This is a genomic window from Streptomyces cyaneus (assembly GCF_004028635.1).
GTDB classification, from domain to species: domain Bacteria; phylum Actinomycetota; class Actinomycetes; order Streptomycetales; family Streptomycetaceae; genus Streptomyces; species Streptomyces cyaneus.
In genome coordinates this window covers 621,362-637,580 of sequence record NZ_RQJW01000003.1, presented here as the reverse complement: position 1 = coordinate 637,580, position 16,219 = coordinate 621,362, and the positions used below count along the sequence as shown (strand labels likewise).

Below are 16,219 nucleotides of genomic sequence, written 5' to 3'. Positions count from 1 at the left end.
ACTGACCGTATGACCAGGACTCTCGTGGACCCGCACTCGGTCCCCGCCGAACTCCGCCCCTATCTCCAGGAGCTCGTCCACCGCACCCACGCCGTATGCGGATCTCACCTGGTGAGCGTCATCGCCGTCGGCTCCGTCGCGCTCGGCGACTACCGGCACGGGCGCAGCGACACCGACGTGACCGTGGTCGTGGACGGGCCACTCACCGGGCAAGCGTCGGCCGACCTCGCCACCGCCCTCGCGCACCCCGCCCTTCCCTGCCCCGCCGCGGGACTGGAACTGGTGGTCTACGACGAGGACTTCGCGGCCCGGCCGTCCGGCGAGGCCGGGTATCTGCTGGACCTCAACACCGGACCGCTGCTGCCCGACCGGGTCAGCCTCCACCCGACGGAGTCTTCGTCGTTCTGGTACGTCATCGACCGTTCCGTCGCCCACCAAGCCGGGCGCGTGCTGTACGGCAGGCCGGCGCGGGAAGTGATCGCCGAACCCGCCCGCGCCGATGTGCTCACCGCGATCCGTGCCTCGGTCCGTGAGCACAGCGCCGGCGAAGGGCATCTCGCGGACAACCGAGTCCTCAACGGCTGCCGCTCCGTGCAGTTCTGCCGTACGGGCCGCTGGCAGCCCAAGCGCCGGGCGGCGCATGCGGTCGCGGCGTCCGAGGAACGCTTCCGACCTCTCCTGAACGCCGCACTGCGCAGCTACGAACGCCCCTCGCGCACCGCCGCGACCGCACTGCCCACCGCCGAGGTACAGGCCTTCCTGGCTTGGGTGGCCGAACGGGTCGACGAGACGACCGACGCGGAGCGGACGGGGTAGGCCGGCCGGTGCCGTTCGGCAGGTGGGAGTAGGTGGGAGAAGGTGGGCGGCCTCTGCTTTCCTTTCTCCTTACGATGTACCGCTCGATGCATCGCACGTGACGCGCAGGTCAGCGGAAGGGAGACAGGGCATGGCGGACGACCGGCAGCATTCCCGGCGCCGGGGGCAGGGTGAGCTGGAGGCGCTGGTCCTGTCGGCGTTGCGGGAGGCGGACGGCCCGGCGACGGCCGGCTGGGTGCAGGAGCGGCTCGGCGGGGACCTCGCCTACACGACGGTGGTCACGATCCTGACCCGGTTGCTGGCCAAGGGCGCGGTCACCCGGGAGCGAGCGGGCCGGTCCTTCGCGTGGACGTCCGCCTCGGACCAGGCGGGCCTCGCGGCGCACAGGATGCGCAAGGTGCTGGACGCCGAGAGCGACCGGGAAGCCGTACTGGCCAGCTTTGTCACGGGCCTGGGGCCGGACGACGAGCGGCTGCTGCGCGACCTGCTGGGCCAGTCCCGAAACGAAGGGCAAGACTGACGCCGCATGGGGGTTTTCGTCTTTCTGCCGCTGGTCCTGCCGCTCACGGCATGGCCGGTCGCGCGCCTGGCCGAGCAGCACCTGCATCCCCGCACCGCGACGCGGCTGCTGACCGGCGTGGCCGCGGTGATGGCGGTGTGCAGCACGGTGTGTCTGGGCCTGGTGATGGTGGTGGGCACCGCCCAACTGCCCGGCAATCCGCTGCCGGACGGCTGGTCCGACCCCGAGGTGCGTGCGGCGGTGCCGTACGACGAGGTCGTCGGCAAGGCGGCGATTTTGGCGCTGTGCGCGGTGGTCGTGGCCTGCGGCCGGACCCTGTGGCGGCACGGCCGGGTGCGCCGCCGTGCCCACCGGGCGCTGGCCGGGCTGCCGGGGACGGGAGTTGCCGTACTCCCCGACGACGCGCCGTACGCATACGCGCTGCCGGGCCGGCGTCGTGACCGCGTGGTGGTGACCACGGCCCTGCTGGGCTGCCTCGAACCCGCCGAACGCCGCGCGCTGTTCGCGCATGAGCGGGCCCATCTGGCCGCGCGGCACCACCGCTTCCTGCTCGCCGTCCAACTGGCCGCGCGGGCCAATCCGTTCCTGCGCCCGCTGCGTACGGCGGTGTCCTACACCGCGGAGCGCTGGGCGGACGAGGAGGCGGCCCGGGCGGTCGGCAGCCGCCGAACGGTGGCGTGCGCGATCGGCAAGGCGGCACTCGTGTCCCGAGGCACTCCGGTCGCGACGCTCGCCGGCTTCGCGGCGCCCGGACCGGTGCCGCGCCGGGTGGCCGCGCTGCTCGGTCCCGCTCCGCCGGTACGCCGATGGCCGTCGCTGTTCACATCGGTGGGTCTGGCACTGTGGTGCGCGGCCGCCGGGACAGCCGTATCGGCGATGTCGTCCGCCAACTCGGCGGTGACGATGGTCCTCGTCCTGCGCGCGGCTACGCCCCTCTGAGCGAGGGCCCCCGTCCCTCCCCCCCCCCGGGAATTTCGCGTGTTCGTTCGGTTCAGGCAACCGATACTGCCAAGATCGTGGTCTGGTCATGGTGAGGGGGCCGGGGCCTTGCGGCCGTACATCTACAGAGGGGGCGCGGATGAGTGGAACGGGGAAGCGCCGACGTGCGTCGGCCGGTGCGGGGAAGGCCAGGCTGACGCGGCGAGGGCGGATCCTGGCCTGGGGTGCGGGGGTGACGTCGGTCGTCGTGCTCGGCATCGCCGGGGTGGGCGCCTGGGTCTACCAGGACCTCAACGACAACATCAAGTCCGCCGACGTCGACGACAAGATCGGCGGCGAACGTCCCGTCAACCTCAGCCCGGGGTCGAAGAACATCCTGGTCGTCGGCTCCGACAGCCGCGACGGCGCCAACGCCGAGTACGGCAAGGACCTGACCACCATGCAGTCGGACACGCTGATGGTGCTGCACGTCCCCGCGAACCGGAAGTGGGCCGCGGTCGTGTCGTTCCCACGTGACTCCTGGGTGGAGATACCGGCCTGCGACAAGGGCGACGGAAGCAACTCCGCCCCGCACCACGCCAAGATCAACGAAGCGTTCGCGCTCGGCGGCATCAGTGGCGAGGTCGCCGGCGCCGCCGCCTGCTCCATCAAGACGGTCGAGGCCAACACGGGCCTGCGTATCGACCACTTCATGTCCGTCGACTTCCAGGGCTTCAAGGGCATGGTCGACGCCTTGGACGGCATCGAGGTCTGCCCGAAGGAGGCAATCCACTCCAAGAAGGCCCGCCTGGACATCGAGCCCGGCTGTCAGACCGTCGAGGGCGAGAAGGCGCTCGGCTATGTGCGGGTCCGCTACGGCGTCGGCAACGGCTCCGACATCGGGCGCATCGGACGCCAGCAGGAGTTCATGAACGCTCTCGTCGAGAAGGCGAAGTCCAGGCTGACCAGCCCGAAGTCGCTCTACGGCTTCCTGCAGTCCGGCACCAAGTCCCTGACCACGGACCCCGATCTGGCCGGCATCAAGCCGCTGTACGGACTCGCGTCGGAGCTCAAGGCAATCCCGAGCGATCGCCTGTCCTTCCTCACGGTCCCCAACTACCCGCGCGAGGCCGACTTCGCCACCGACAAGGCCAACGTCGCCTGGCAGTACCCGCAGGCCGCCGACCTGTTCACCTCCCTGGCCAAGGACAAGGAGATCGACAAGAAACAACTGGAGGCGGCCACGAAGGACCCCCTGTACGCCTCCTCCGTGCGCGTCCAGGTCCTCAACGGCACCGGCATCTCGGGTCGGGCCGCCACCGTCGGCGAGAAGCTCGGCGACGCCGGCCTCACCGTCGTCGGCACGGGCAACGCCCCGCAGGAGAGCCGCACCACGACCGTCACCTACCCGCCGGGCCTGGAGAAGTCGGCCGAGGCGCTGGCCGCCCGACTGCCCGGAGTCCGGGCAACGCAGGCCTCGGATGCCGCGGCGGACGTGGTGACCCTGGTCGTCGGGACGGACCTCGACCCCGACGACATCCGCTGACCGGCCGCGCCGGGCGGACGCCGCTCGCGCCCGCCCGGCACACGGGAGGTCGATCGGTCAGAGGTCGAACTCGTGCGGCGGAAGGTCGAGGGCGTAGCACGCCTCGCGGACCACGGCCCGCTCGTCCTTGTCGAAGTCGCCGTCGGCGCCGCCGATGACGATGCCGATCTGGATCACAGCACGCGCCTCGGCGGGCTTCTTCCTCGCCTTGGCGATCTCCTGCATCACGCTCACCTTGCCGAAGTCGAAGTCGGTGGTGAGCCGGTTCAGGTTCTCCTCGAAGCGGCGGCGCAGGTCGTCGGCGGGAAAGTTCTGCAACACCTCGTTGCCGACGATGAGTTGGGCGACGCGCTGCCGCTCGGCGGGGTCGACGGTGCCGTCGGCGGCGGCCACGAGCGCGCACATGGCCATGCTCGCGTCGCGAAAGGCGCCGCTCTTGAGGTCGTTCTTCTTCGCCACCAGCTGGGTCTGCATCGTCGATGCGGATTCCTTGATGCGGTCCCACAGGGCCATGAGAACTCCAAACGGGATAGGGGGCTTTGCGGCCGCCCGAACCGGACGGCCGTTACTTCTACAGTAATGTAGAAGTTAACAGCACGGTTCGCGAGTGCACCCCCGCACCGAGTGGCTCATACATGTGCGTTCGCACACAGCGCGGTTGAAGCGGCGTGCGCAGGTGTGCTTAGGGTGCTGGCGATGTCCGCCGACGCCACACCCGTACCCACCGTCACACGCGCACCGCAGCGACAGCAGCGGCCGCTGCCGTCCGCAGGAGCGGGGGCGAGACGGGTCGATCAGCGTGACCCCTTCTTCGACAACGCCAAGTACCTGGCGATCGTGCTGGTGGCGGTCGGCCACGCGTGGGAGCCGTTGCGGGAGGGAAGCCGGGCCGTCACCGCGCTGTACCTGCTCGTGTACGCCTTCCACATGCCGGCGTTCGCCATGATCTCGGGCTATTTCTCGCGCGGCTTCGAGGCGCGGCCGCGGAAGGTCGGACGGCTGCTGACCGGTGTGGCCGTCCCCTATGTGGTCTTCGAGGTGGCGTACACCCTCTTCACCCGGTGGACCAGCCAGGATCCCGACCGGCCGATCAGCCTGCTGGACCCCCTGTACCTGACCTGGTTCCTGGCGGCGCTGTTCATCTGGCGGCTGACGGCACCGGTCTGGCGGCTCGCGCGGTGGCCGCTGCCGCTCGCTCTCGCCATCGCGATGCTCGCCACCCTCTCGCCTTCCATCGGCGACGACCTCGGCCTCCAGCGTGTCCTTCAGTTCCTGCCGTACTTCGTGCTCGGTCTGCTGCTGAAGCCGGAGCATTTCCGGCTGGTCCGCCGCCGTGCGGTGCGCATCCTGGCCCTGCCGGTCCTCGTCTGCGCCCTCGCCGTCGCGTACTGGGCGGTCCCGAGGATGAACTACGCCTGGTTCTTCCACAGCGAGAGCGCCGAGGAACTCGCCGCGCCCGCCTGGTACGGACCCCTGATGACCCTGGCTGGCTTCGGCTGCTCGGTCGTCCTGGTCGCCTGCTTCCTCGCCTGGGTGCCCGGGCGCCGGACGTGGTTCACCGCACTGGGCGCCGGCACCCTGTGCGGCTTCCTGTTGCACGGCTTCGTCGCCCAGGGAGCCAAGCACTGGGGCTGGTACGACTCCGCCTGGATCCGCCAACCCGTCGGCGAGATCACCGTCACACTGATCGCGGCAGCGGTCATGACCGCGCTGTGCGCCCCCGGCGTCCAGCGGGTCTTCCACCGCATGACGGAACCACGGATGGTGTATGCCCTGCGGGCTCGGGAACTCATCGGGGACGATCCTCGACGCTGTCGGTGATGACCTGTCGGGGGTGGCACTGTTGCGCGACTCCCACGGCGATCTGCCGTAGAGCGGCGTTCCTGACCTCGTCGTCCGTGAAGGACTCGGCGATCCGCAGCGCGCGGTCGGGGTGCTCGGGTGTGAATCCCGTGACGAAGCGGGCGAGCATGCCGTCCCGGTCCCGGCCGTGGTACTCGGCGATCAGCCGCTCGGCGAGCTGCGGGTCGAGCTCGGCGAGCCTGGCGGCGGAGTCGTCCCACAGGAGGGTCGTGTCCGCCCACTGGTCCACCTTCTGGAGGTGACCGATCAGGTTCGCGGTGTCTTGCGGAACGTCCTCGTTCACAGCAGCCATGACGGTGACGAGCGCTCTGACGAGGGCCCGTCCCATGGCCGACCGGTCCGTGCGGCCGAGCCCCGTCACCGAGGTCGCGCCGCGGGCCGCGTGGTCGACGAGGCGGCGCGCCAGTGCGGCATCGACCTCGGCGACGTTCTCAGCCAGTTCCGCGAGCGTGTACGGCTGCAGCTGCTGCACATCGGCCATGCGGGCAAGGCGCTCGGCCGCGCGCCGGGCGAGTTGCTGATCGATGGAGGCCGCCGCCTGGACAACCTTCCCCAGCAATCGTGCGGCCCGCACTGCGAACATGGGGCCCTCGTCGTCCAGCGCTGCCCGATACGCCCTGCCCAGCCATGTCCGGGCCTGCTCAAGGTCGGCCCCGGACACCCGACCGGCCATGGCGACGAGTGTCTCCGCGCGGTCGCCCGGGCCGAGGTGCCAGGTGAGGGCCTCGGCGCGGGGCGGGTCGAACACGGCGATGGCGGGCGCTGTGCGCTGCGCGAGGTCGCGGCCGTGACCGGGGCCCAGCGTGGGACGGCTCCCGAACACCCTCCCACGGCGTCGCCGAGCGCGGGCCAGCTGTCGCTCGACGTCGTCGATCAGCCGTGGCAGCTCGCCCGGTTCGGCGACGTAGGCATGGTCCAGGATGTGTGCCCACGCGGCGGCCCGGTCGGGTTCATCGGCGATGGCGCGGGCGATCCGCTCCGCCCACCGCAGATCGGCCGTCACCGCGATGTCGGCGATCCCGAGCAGGGCCCGATCGCGGCCGCCGGCCCAGGTGAACTCGGCGGTGGACTGTTCGGCGAGCCCGATCAGCCGCTCGGCGCACCGGCGGTCCGCCGGGTACACGGCGGCGGCGATCCGTGCCAGTGCGTCGTGGACGCTCTCGGAGCGCAGCGGCAGGGTGCGGGCGCGCCGTTCGAGACGGTCGACGATCCGCTCGACCCGTGCCGAGTCGATCCCCTTCGCGCTGCCGGCCAGCTCGGCCACCGTGACCAGACGCCACACCTCCAAATCCGCTTCCTCGAGAACGAGTTGTTCGATGTCGCCGAGCCGGGACACCGCCCGGGGAGGATCCAGCCGGGCCAGGAGCAGGGCGATGTCCTCGGGATGCCCCCAAGGACCGTGCGGGTGGCCGATGGCCTGCGCGAGCCGAGGTTCGGCGTCCGCGACGAGGCGCCGCACCCGGGCGGGCTCGGTCACCTTCTCGGCCACCTGCAACAGTGCGACGCCCTGCCAAGGCGCCGGGACATGCTGCCGGACGATGCGCTCGGCAGCCTCGGCGTCGGCCCCGGCGGCCGCTGCCGCAACGTGGGCCAATGCCACGGCCCGGTCCACGGGAGGCTGGATGCCGCAGGCGATCGACACGGCACGCTCGACGGAGCCGGTCGGAGCGGTCCCGGCAGGCGGGCGCTCCACGGCGGCGGCGGGGACCGGATCGCGGTCCGAGCCCGCCCGCAGCTGCCGCAGCCGCTCGAACACTTCCTGCGCGGATCGAGGACGCCTGGCCGGGTCGCGGTCCAGCAGTTCGGCGACGAGGACGCTCATCGCTGGCGGGAGATCCGGGCGGACGGAATCGAGCCGGGGCGCGTCCTCCGTCGCCTTGCGCGCGATGATCGCCCAGGCGTTGTGGCCGGAGAAGGGCGGCTCACCCGTGAGCAGCGCGAACAGCACACCGCCGAGCGCGTACAAGTCCGAACGCGCGTCGCCCCGTTCGGTGCGGAACTGCTCCGGCGCGGCGTACTCGGGGGTGCCGGCGGGCGTCAGCAAAGCCGAGGGCGCGACGGAGAAGGCGGACCGGACGAACCCCGCGATACCGAAGTCGACGACCTTGACCGTCCCGTTCGCGGCGAGCATGACGTTGTGCGGCTTGATGTCGTAGTGGATGACGCCGGCCCGGTGCGCGGCGGCCAGCGCCGCACAGATCTCCTCCGCGATCACGAGCGCCCTGGAGGTCGTCAGTCCGCCCGGCGACCGCAGGACCCGGGACAGGGGAGGGCCGTCGACCTTCTCCATGACGAGGAAGAGCAGGTCCTCGTGCACGCCGCGGTCGTACAGCGCGGCCACGTTCGGGTGGTTGACCTGGGCTGCCGCAACGCCCTCCCGGTCGAACCGCATGGGCAGATCGGGATCGATGCCGTCGTCGACGAAGAGCAGCTTGAGCGCGACGTCGCGGCGCAGGTCGCGGTCCCACCCGGCCCACACCTCACCCATGCCACCGCGCCCCAACCGCTCGACCAGCTCGTAGCGGCCCGCGATCCTCTCCCTGCGCTCCACCCGCCTCGTCCTCCGCGTCGCCACCAGCCTGCCCGAACGGAACACGAACGACGGGGCCGGAGCGGTTGCTCCGCGCCGCAGGAATACCGCATCCGCTGTGTCCAGGGCTTCGTGTGCAGGGCTTCGTGTGCAGGGCCGGCCCCCCCCAGTCACGATCTCGGTTTACTGACCACGTTCAAGACCAACCAAACGCGAGACCTCTCGGCCGTCCCGGCGATAGAGTCCACCCGTGCGTTGATCTTCCGGGCGGTGGCCGTGCGCCGCCGCAGACGGTGCCGGCGACCCCTTCGGACGGGGCCGTCCGGCCGGCACACCCGTCATCACTCCACCGGAGATCACGCAATGACTGCTCAGCAGCCCCTCACCTACGACGCGTTCATCGAACTCGCCACCGCCGATCCCGCTGTCGTCGGCTTGGTCCTCAAGGGTTCCCGGGCGCACGACGGCATGACGACCGACCACTCCGACCACGATTTGTACGTCGTCCTCGCCGACGGCGCGACAACGACTCTCACCCGGTTCGCGGGGTACCGCACAGCAGAACTCGACCTGGTCATCGTCTCCCTCGACGAGCTCCGTGCCGCCGGAATGCCGGGCTTCGAGCGGTACGCCCTCGCCCGCGCCCGGATCGTGCTCGACCGGCTCGACGGAGGAATCGCCGAGATCCTGGCCGACAAGGCACGGCTCGACGCCGATGAAGCCTTCCGGGACGCGGATGCGTGGCTCGACGCCTACGCCAACTCCCTGTACCGCTCGATCAAGAACGACCGCGACGGGCATGCCCTCGCGGCCCGGCTCGACGCCGCCGACAGCATCCGGTTCCTCCTGGAACTGCTCTTCGCTCTCGACCGTCGCCCCCGCCCCTACAACAAGTACCTGGAGTGGGAGCTTGCCCGGTTCCCGCTGCCCGACTGGGACACCGGCACACTCCTCGACACTGTGGACCGCATCTCAGGAACAGGCGACGCATCCACGCAGCGCCGTCTCTTCGACTACGTCGAGGCATTGGCCTGGCGGGCCGGACACGGCGCGGTGCTGGACGCCTGGGGCGAGGACCTGGCCTTGATGCGTCACCAGCCGCAACGCGAAGGCGGGCGAACTCCTTCAGGCGCGGCCATCGCTTCGTCCGGGTGAAGGACGCACGACCATCCGGACGCCGCCCGCGCGGCGTGCGTCCGGCTTCGGTGTGCGTGGTGTGCCCTGAGAGGTCAGGACGGCTCACCCGCGAAGGAGACACACGGCATGCTCGGACAATCGCAGGCGTTCAGCGGCTTCTCGGTCGACGACCTCGGCGAGGCCCGCCGGTTCTACGGTGAGATTCTCGGCCTTGAGGTGGAGGAGACCGGGCAGGGGGACATGCGGATGCTGCTCGTCAAGCTCGGCAGCGGCGCACAGGTATTCGTCTACCCCAAGGAACAGCACACCCCTGCGACGTTCACGATTCTCAACTTCCCCGTGGATGACATCGAGGCCGCGGTCGCCGAACTGGAGCGGCGCGGCGTGACCCTTGAGCGCTACGCCGGATTCGACCATGACGAGAAGGGCATCGTCCGGGTCGGCAACGGCGGCCCCGCTGCGATCGCGTGGTTCACGGACCCCGCAGGGAACGTTCTCGCGGTGCTCCAGGAGAACTGACCGAAGTTGATGACCTGTCCGTCGGTCTGGATGGTGGCGCCGCTGATGTCGAGCGTGCCCGACGGTGAAGCCGCTGTCGCAGTTGCGGCGGGAACCGGTGCCGTGATCCGCGGCCGGGAATTGCTGCGCCGGCGCGCTGGTTGTCGTACGGCATGGAGATCAACGAGCGGGCCGTCGGCGCCCCCGATGTGCTGCACTACACCGCGTTCTCGTCCCACCCGGAAGGCGGCAACCCGGCGGGCGTGGTCCTGGACGCCTCCGGACTGGACGACGCCGAGATGCTGGCGATCGCCGCCCGGTTGGGCTACAGCGAGTCCGCGTTCCTGACCGGTCCGCCTGAGGAACTGAAGGAACTGGTCGGGGAACCTGGACGGGCCTTCACCATTCGTTACTTCAGCCCTCAGGCGGAGGTGCCCTTCTGCGGCCACGCGACCGTCGCCGCCTCGGTGGCCCTGGCCGAGCGGATCGGTCCGGGCGATCTGGTCTTCGCCACCCGTGCGGGCACGGTGCCGGTGACCGTCACCGGCGAGGCGGACGGCACGCTCCGGGCGACGTTGACGAGCGTGGAGCCCCGTGTCGAAGAGATCGCCTCGGAGGAACTGGCCGAGGCGCTGGCGGCGTTGGGCTGGCCGTCGGCCGACCTCGACCCGCTGCTGCCGCCCCGCATCGCCTTCGCCGGCGCCCGGCATCTGGTGCTGGCGGCCGGTAGCCGGGAACGGCTCGCTGACCTCTCGTACGACTTCGATCGGCTCGCCGCCCTGATGCGGAAGCTGGACCTGACGACCGTGCAGTTGGTGTGGCGCGCCGCCGACACCGTCTTCCACGTCCGCGACCCCTTCCCGATCGGCGGCGTCGTGGAGGACCCGGCCACCGGCGCCGCGGCCGCCGCCTTCGGGGCCTATGCGCGTGAACTCGCCCTGGTGCCCGCGGAGTCGGTGCTCACCCTGCACCAGGGCGAGGACATGGGCAGGCCGGGTGTGCTGACCGTGACCCTGCACGCCGGTGACCCGAAGGTGTGGGTCAGTGGTGCGGGTACGCGCATGCCCCGGTAACGCTGGGAGGGGCGGAGCTCCTCGACGTCGTAGGGATCTGCCGGTTGGGTTGGTGCCCGGGAGCGCGTCTCCGCGCCCGGGCCGGCCTGGGCACTCCCAGGATCCCGGGCACCAACCCCTTGGATCACAGGCCGTCGCGCACCATCGCCGCGACGATCTGGACGTGGCGGTCGGCCGCCGTGTTCGAGAACTCGTTGTCGTAGTTCAGGCCGTACGGCCAGAAGTGGCCACCGCCGGTGGAGATTTTGGCGCCGGCCCCGTCGAACTGCCTGACCAGTGCCGTGGCCTGCGCACCGGTCCAGGTGCCGCTGCCGCCGAGGCGGGACCAGCCCGAGCTCGTGCCCACGCCGATGGTGTGGGCGATCTCGTGCAGCGCGGTCCGCTCGTTCATGTAGCTGCGGTTGCCGAAGCGGATGGTGCCGTTGATGTTGCCGTCGGCGGTGGGCACGCCCGGGTCGTAGCGGACGGTGATGGTCTTGCCGAGGTCGCTGAGGTTGTTGTAGCGGGCCACCGCGGCGTTCATGGCCTTGGTGATGAGGTCATACGCCGTGCGCTGGTCCTCGGTGGGGTTGCCGGCCCGTTCGAGGGTCCAGGTGATGGTGGCCGCCGCCGACACCTGTGCCTGGGCGGCCGGTGGGGTCTGCGGCGTGGCCTGCGGTGTTGCCTGCGCGATGCCCGGGCCCGCCAGCAGGGCGGCTGCCAGCGCGGCCACGACCGCCTTGCTGCGCCAGGGTATGTGCGTGCGCGGAGTCGACATCGGGGCTCGTCGTGAACTCATGGGGAGGTCCTCCTGTGTGGGGGGAGAGAACCGTCGCGCTTTCTTTGGGGGGCGACGGAAGTTCAGGTGCCGATCTTCCCGACTCCCGCCCCGGCCCGTACGAGGGAGGGCACGTCGGCCGGCCGGTCCAGCGTGTACGCGTAGTAGGTGCGCGGCTCGGTCACCGTCCCGTTGGTCTCGCAGGCACCGGTCCCGGCGCCGGCGAAGACGTTGTCGCGCTGGACCAGTCGGCCCGGTCCCGACTCGTCGTAGCCGCCGGCCGAGTAGCAAGGGTGGGGGACTGCGTCGAAGTAGTTGCCCTCGACCAGGACGCCGGCGTTCATGGTCGACGCGACGCCGTAGACGGCGTTGCCCCTGTAGTAGTTGTTGTAGACGTGCACCGGCTCACCGAACCGCACCCGCGGATGCCGCTGTCGCGACCCGTCGAAGAAGTTGTGGTGGATGGAGACCTTCAACTTGCCGGTGTCCTGGCCGCTGTTGGCGTCGGAGTGACCGAGCAGCATGCTTTTGTCGGTCTTGTTGAACCAGTTCCACGACACGGTGACGTACTGGGAGCCGCGCACGATGTCGACGGCCCCGTCGACCGGTGCGACGAACTCGTTGTGGTCGATCCAGATGTGGTGCGACTCCTGGCCGACGTTGACGGCGTCGTCCTCTGCGCCGGTGAACCTGATGTTCCGCACGATGACGTTGTAGGAGCGGTAGAAGTCCAGGCCACCACCGTTGATGACGGCCGAGGAGCCGACGCCGACGATGGTCTTGTTCGGCCGTACGCCCTGCTTGCTGGTGATGTCGATGGTGCCCTGGACCCGGATGACCAGCGGGCCGGTCGTGTCGATGTACTCCAGGAACTGCTCGGTGGTCGTGGCGGTCACTGTGGGGCCGCCGGCTCCACCGGTGGTGCCGCGCTGGCCGAGCGCGTCGACGGAGGCGAAGCCGCTGGGGGACGTCTCCGCCAGCGGTGCCGGCGTCTTCTCGGCGGTGGCGCCGGACGGCGTGGCCATCGCGCCGAGCAGCAGCGCGAGCGTGAGAGCGGGGACGCCGCGTGCGGCGCGTGACGACGACCTCATGCTGTTCCTCCCGGGGCGAGGGGCGGATCTTGTTCGGTCGTGCGAAAACACGGAAACGGGCACGGCAGTCGGGCGTGGACGGAAAGCGCTTTCTCAGGTTTCCCGGAGATTAATCAGATGCTTTGAGCATGTCAATGGCGTCGCCGAAGCCCCACGTGCACCCCCAACTCGCCCGCCATCTTGACGAGTTCATTACCGTCCCCGAGCATGCCCTGAGCGCGATCACTTCTGTTCGGTTCTGTTCAGCTCTGTGTTGTGGAAGGGAGTGCCGTGCCCCAACGGCATCGCATCGTCCAGGCCCTGGCGTCGACGGTTCCTCTGGTGCTCGGCGCGAGTCTCGTTGCCGCCGCGCCTGTGGCGAGTGCGGCGGACGCGGCACCGCGGAGCGCGGTCACCGTGCGGATCGACCCCTCCTACCAACAGCAGGAGTTCGAGGGCTGGGGCACCAGCCTCGTCTGGTTCGCCAACGCGACGGGCGGCTACCCGGAGCCCATCCGAAGACGGCTCGTGGACATGCTGTTCGGTGCGGACGGTCTCCGCCTCAACATCGCCCGGTACAACATCGGCGGCGGCAACGCCCCCGATGTCCGCAAGGACTACATGAAGCCCGGCGCCACCATGGACGGCTTCTGGAAGGCCCCCGAGGGCACCACCCAGAAGGACATGGACTGGTGGGACCCGAACAACCCGGACCACTGGAACTGGGACGCCGACGCCGGCCAGCGCTGGTGGGTGGACCAGATCAAGGACAAGGTCAGCCGCTGGGAGGCGTTCAGCAACTCGCCGCCCTGGTTCCAGACCGTCAGCGGCTACGTCTCCGGCGGCTTCGACGCGAGCGCCGACCAGATCCGCGCCGACCGCGTCGACGACTTCGCCACCTATCTGGTGCGGGTGAGTGAGCGTCTGGAGCAGGCGCACGGCATCGAGTTCGACACCATCGACCCGCTCAACGAGCCCAACACGCCCTACTGGGGCACCCAGCTCGGGGCCGACGGCCGGCCCACGGGCGGGCGTCAGGAGGGCGCGCACGCGGGCCCGGAACTCCAGCAGAAGGTCGTCCTCGCGCTGGACAAGGCGCTCGACGGCGCCCGGACCGGCGCGGAGATCTCCGCGATGGACGAGACCAACCCCGGCATCTTCACCCAGAACTGGAACGCCTACGGCACCCCCGCCCGCGCCGCCGTCGACCAGCTCAACGTGCACACCTACGGCACAGGTCAGCGCACCAGCGCACGCGACATCGCCAAGGGGGCGGACAAGAAGCTGTGGATGAGCGAGGTCGAGGGCACCTGGGGCACCGGCACCGACTTCACCAGCATGGAACCGGGGCTCGGCATCGCCACCCGGATGGTCGACGACATGCGTGAACTGGAGCCCGCGGCCTGGGTGTTCTGGCAGCCGATCGAGGACGCGATCCCGCAGGCCGCAGCCGGCAAGAACTGGGGCAGCATCCACGTCCCGTTCAACTGCACGGCCGAGGACACCCTGGAGACCTGTCCGATCCGGGCCAACTCCAAGTTCCACACCATCCGGAACTTCACCCACTTCATCCGCCCCGGCGACCACTTCGTGAAGGTCGACGATCCGTCGAGCGTCGCCGCGGTGCAGCAGAACGGCCGTACGGCGTCCGTGGTGCACGTGAACGGCGGTGCCTCCGCGCGCTCGGTGACCCTCGACCTCTCGCGCTTCGGCAAGGTCGCGCCGCGAGCCACCGTCACTCCCGTGGTCACGAGCAGCGACGGCGCCCTGGTGCGCGGCACACCGGTCCGGGTGACCGACCGGTCCGCCACGCTCACCGTCCCCGCCAAGTCGGTCACCACCTTCCTGGTCGAGGGGGTCGGTGGCGTGGCGCGCGATGCCGCTCTCGTGCAGCCCGGGCATGTCTACCGGCTCCAGGGCGCGCAGAGCGGCAAGTCGGTCGCACCGTCCGACGACGGCAGCGGCGTCGTCATCCGTACGACCGACGCAGGCAGCGCGGAACAGCTGTGGTCCGTCCGGAAGTTGACGCACCGCACCGACAACCGCGAGCGCTACGCCCTCACCAGCGCCAAGACCGGCAAGCGGCTCGCCGTACGCGACAATCAGGCCGTCCTGGAGGAGCCGGAAAACGGGCAGGTCCCCGAGGCCGCGCAGTGGATCATGTCGACGACCGGTGACGGCACATGGACGTTCGTCAACGCCGCCACCGGCCGCCTGGTCGACGTCACCGGGCAGTCGACCGCGGACGGCGCCAAGGTGTCCACGTACACCCCGACTTCGGCGGCGAACCAGCGCTGGACCGTGACCGACGAGACCGTCCTGCGCACCGCTGAGGCCGAGGCGTTCACCGTCCCCGGCCTGCGGCCCGAGCTGCCGACGACGGTGACGCCGGTGTTCCGGGACGGCGCCCGGGGCGCGCTCCCCGTCGTGTGGAACCTGCCGCCGGACCGCACGTGGCGCGATCCGGGCACGGTGCGGGTCAGGGGTGAGGCGACCGACCCCCTCGGGCGAAAGATCCCCGCGCTCGCGGTCGTCACCGTGGACACGATCGCCTCGACCCTTCCGGGACGCGCCAAGACCTACGTGGGCGGCACGCCGGACCTTCCGGCCACGGTCGTCGGCATCGGCCGGAACGGTGGCCGCGCCGACCTCCCGGTGGCCTGGGACCCGGTCCCCGACGGGGCGTTCGACGCGACCGGCGTCGTGACACTGCGCGGCGTCGCGCAGGTGGTCGGCGGCGACACCGTCGACGCGGCCGTTCGCGTGCAGGTGACGGAACCGGTGGAGACCGACATCGCCGCGGACGACGGCGTCTCGGTCGACGCCACCTTCACCGAGAGCGGGTACTCCGCGGAGCGCCTGCGCAACGGCGAGCTGTCCGAGAAGGCCTGGTCCAACTGGAAGCCGGGAAACACCAAGAACCCCTCCGACACCGTGACCTTCACCCTGCCGAAGGCACGTGACCTGAACAGGATCGTCGCGCACTTCTACCGGGACGGGAGCAGCGCCTCCTTCCCCGAGAGCCTGAAGGTGCAGGTACGGGCATCCGGCACCGGTACGTGGGTCGACGCGAGCGCCCCCGTCACGGTCGGGAGCGAGGGCACGCCGGTGGTGGACGTCCCGTTGTCGGCGGGACCGGCGTCCGAGGTGCGCGTCGTCATGACCGCACGTCAGGGCGGCTACATCACCATGAGCGAGATCGAGGTGTACGCCAAGAGCCCCGGGGCCTCCTCGGATGCCGCCGCCGAGTCCGTCGAGGTGTCCGGGAAGGCGATCCCGTCGTTCGACCCGGACACGACCACCTACCGGGTCGTCACCGACGCCCCGAGCCGAAGCCGCGTCACGGCGACGGCACGCGATCCCTACGCCACGGTCGCCGTCGACCGTCTCGACGAGCCCGGCGGGGCGGTGGCCGTCGTCTCCGTGACCAGTGAGGACGGGGCACGGACACGGACGTACCGGATCCATCTCGTACGACGCTGAGCTTGCCG

Annotated in this window: 13 protein-coding genes; 9 read left to right on the top strand and 4 right to left on the bottom strand. The window is 70.4% G+C overall.

Annotation, left to right across the window (positions count from 1 at the left end; genetic code table 11):
* Positions 1–9 precede the first annotated feature (9 nt).
* From EHO50_RS11865 to EHO50_RS11850, 4 genes are all read left to right on the top strand, one after another.
* Complete coding sequence (locus tag EHO50_RS11865; protein WP_128429863.1) at positions 10–816, top strand: aminoglycoside adenylyltransferase domain-containing protein; 807 nt, start codon at positions 10–12, stop codon at positions 814–816.
* 130 nt (positions 817–946) lie between these two features.
* Entirely contained in the window at positions 947–1,336 is a 390-nt protein-coding gene (locus EHO50_RS11860) for a BlaI/MecI/CopY family transcriptional regulator (protein WP_128429862.1), read from the top strand.
* Between the two features lie 6 nt (positions 1,337–1,342).
* Positions 1,343–2,275 carry a M56 family metallopeptidase gene (locus EHO50_RS11855; RefSeq protein ID WP_128429861.1) on the top strand — a complete coding sequence of 311 codons (933 nt, stop codon included), beginning with the start codon at positions 1,343–1,345 and terminating at the stop codon, positions 2,273–2,275.
* A 139-nt stretch (positions 2,276–2,414) separates the two neighbouring features.
* Entirely contained in the window at positions 2,415–3,800 is a 1,386-nt protein-coding gene (locus EHO50_RS11850; protein ID WP_181449599.1) for an LCP family protein, read from the top strand.
* Between the two features lie 57 nt (positions 3,801–3,857).
* Here EHO50_RS11850 and EHO50_RS11845 read toward each other — a convergent pair whose 3' ends face one another.
* On the bottom strand, positions 3,858–4,313 hold the full coding sequence (locus EHO50_RS11845; protein WP_128429860.1) for a tellurite resistance TerB family protein: 456 nt from the start codon (positions 4,311–4,313) through the stop codon (positions 3,858–3,860).
* A gap of 183 nt (positions 4,314–4,496) precedes the next feature.
* Here EHO50_RS11845 and EHO50_RS11840 point away from each other — a divergent pair, with 183 nt between their 5' ends.
* Positions 4,497–5,621 carry an acyltransferase family protein gene (locus tag EHO50_RS11840; RefSeq protein ID WP_128429859.1) on the top strand — a complete coding sequence of 375 codons (1,125 nt, stop codon included), beginning with the start codon at positions 4,497–4,499 and terminating at the stop codon, positions 5,619–5,621.
* Here EHO50_RS11840 and EHO50_RS11835 read toward each other — a convergent pair.
* The gene (locus tag EHO50_RS11835) at positions 5,590–8,214 is read right to left on the bottom strand and encodes a serine/threonine-protein kinase (RefSeq protein WP_128429858.1); all 2,625 of its coding nucleotides are present in this window, start codon (positions 8,212–8,214) and stop codon (positions 5,590–5,592) included. The two genes, EHO50_RS11840 and EHO50_RS11835, sit on opposite strands and share 32 nt — an antisense overlap.
* 342 nt (positions 8,215–8,556) lie before the next feature.
* On the opposite strand from EHO50_RS11835, the gene EHO50_RS11830 reads away from it, so the two are divergent.
* The 3 genes from EHO50_RS11830 to EHO50_RS11820 all read left to right on the top strand — a co-directional run bounded on the left by EHO50_RS11830 (position 8,557) and on the right by EHO50_RS11820 (position 10,901).
* A complete protein-coding gene (locus EHO50_RS11830) occupies positions 8,557–9,348 on the top strand; it encodes a hypothetical protein (protein WP_128429857.1) in 792 nt (263 codons plus the stop codon).
* Between the two features lie 108 nt (positions 9,349–9,456).
* A complete protein-coding gene (locus EHO50_RS11825) occupies positions 9,457–9,849 on the top strand; it encodes a VOC family protein (protein ID WP_128429856.1) in 393 nt (130 codons plus the stop codon).
* A 152-nt stretch (positions 9,850–10,001) separates the two neighbouring features.
* Positions 10,002–10,901: a PhzF family phenazine biosynthesis protein gene (locus EHO50_RS11820; RefSeq protein ID WP_128429855.1), complete on the top strand. Its 900-nt coding sequence runs from the start codon at positions 10,002–10,004 to the stop codon at positions 10,899–10,901.
* 124 nt (positions 10,902–11,025) lie between these two features.
* Here EHO50_RS11820 and EHO50_RS11815 read toward each other — a convergent pair whose 3' ends face one another.
* Both EHO50_RS11815 and EHO50_RS11810 read right to left on the bottom strand, forming a co-directional pair.
* Entirely contained in the window at positions 11,026–11,658 is a 633-nt protein-coding gene (locus tag EHO50_RS11815; RefSeq protein ID WP_128430659.1) for a hypothetical protein, read from the bottom strand.
* A gap of 83 nt (positions 11,659–11,741) precedes the next feature.
* The gene (locus EHO50_RS11810; protein WP_128429854.1) at positions 11,742–12,749 is read right to left on the bottom strand and encodes a pectate lyase family protein; all 1,008 of its coding nucleotides are present in this window, start codon (positions 12,747–12,749) and stop codon (positions 11,742–11,744) included.
* Between the two features lie 270 nt (positions 12,750–13,019).
* Here EHO50_RS11810 and EHO50_RS11805 point away from each other — a divergent pair, with 270 nt between their 5' ends.
* A complete protein-coding gene (locus EHO50_RS11805) occupies positions 13,020–16,211 on the top strand; it encodes a glycoside hydrolase (protein ID WP_181449598.1) in 3,192 nt (1,063 codons plus the stop codon).
* Positions 16,212–16,219 lie beyond the last annotated feature (8 nt).

Coding starts and splice junctions, on each gene's coding strand:
- EHO50_RS11845 (WP_128429860.1), bottom strand. CDS start 4,313: ATGGCCCTGTGGGACCGCATCAAGGAATCCGCATCGACGATGCAGACC.
- EHO50_RS11860 (WP_128429862.1), top strand. CDS start 947: ATGGCGGACGACCGGCAGCATTCCCGGCGCCGGGGGCAGGGTGAGCTG.
- EHO50_RS11830 (WP_128429857.1), top strand. CDS start 8,557: ATGACTGCTCAGCAGCCCCTCACCTACGACGCGTTCATCGAACTCGCC.
- EHO50_RS11855 (WP_128429861.1), top strand. CDS start 1,343: ATGGGGGTTTTCGTCTTTCTGCCGCTGGTCCTGCCGCTCACGGCATGG.
- EHO50_RS11815 (WP_128430659.1), bottom strand. CDS start 11,658: ATGTCGACTCCGCGCACGCACATACCCTGGCGCAGCAAGGCGGTCGTG.
- EHO50_RS11820 (WP_128429855.1), top strand. CDS start 10,002: ATGGAGATCAACGAGCGGGCCGTCGGCGCCCCCGATGTGCTGCACTAC.
- EHO50_RS11840 (WP_128429859.1), top strand. CDS start 4,497: ATGTCCGCCGACGCCACACCCGTACCCACCGTCACACGCGCACCGCAG.
- EHO50_RS11825 (WP_128429856.1), top strand. CDS start 9,457: ATGCTCGGACAATCGCAGGCGTTCAGCGGCTTCTCGGTCGACGACCTC.
- EHO50_RS11850 (WP_181449599.1), top strand. CDS start 2,415: ATGAGTGGAACGGGGAAGCGCCGACGTGCGTCGGCCGGTGCGGGGAAG.
- EHO50_RS11810 (WP_128429854.1), bottom strand. CDS start 12,749: ATGAGGTCGTCGTCACGCGCCGCACGCGGCGTCCCCGCTCTCACGCTC.
- EHO50_RS11865 (WP_128429863.1), top strand. CDS start 10: ATGACCAGGACTCTCGTGGACCCGCACTCGGTCCCCGCCGAACTCCGC.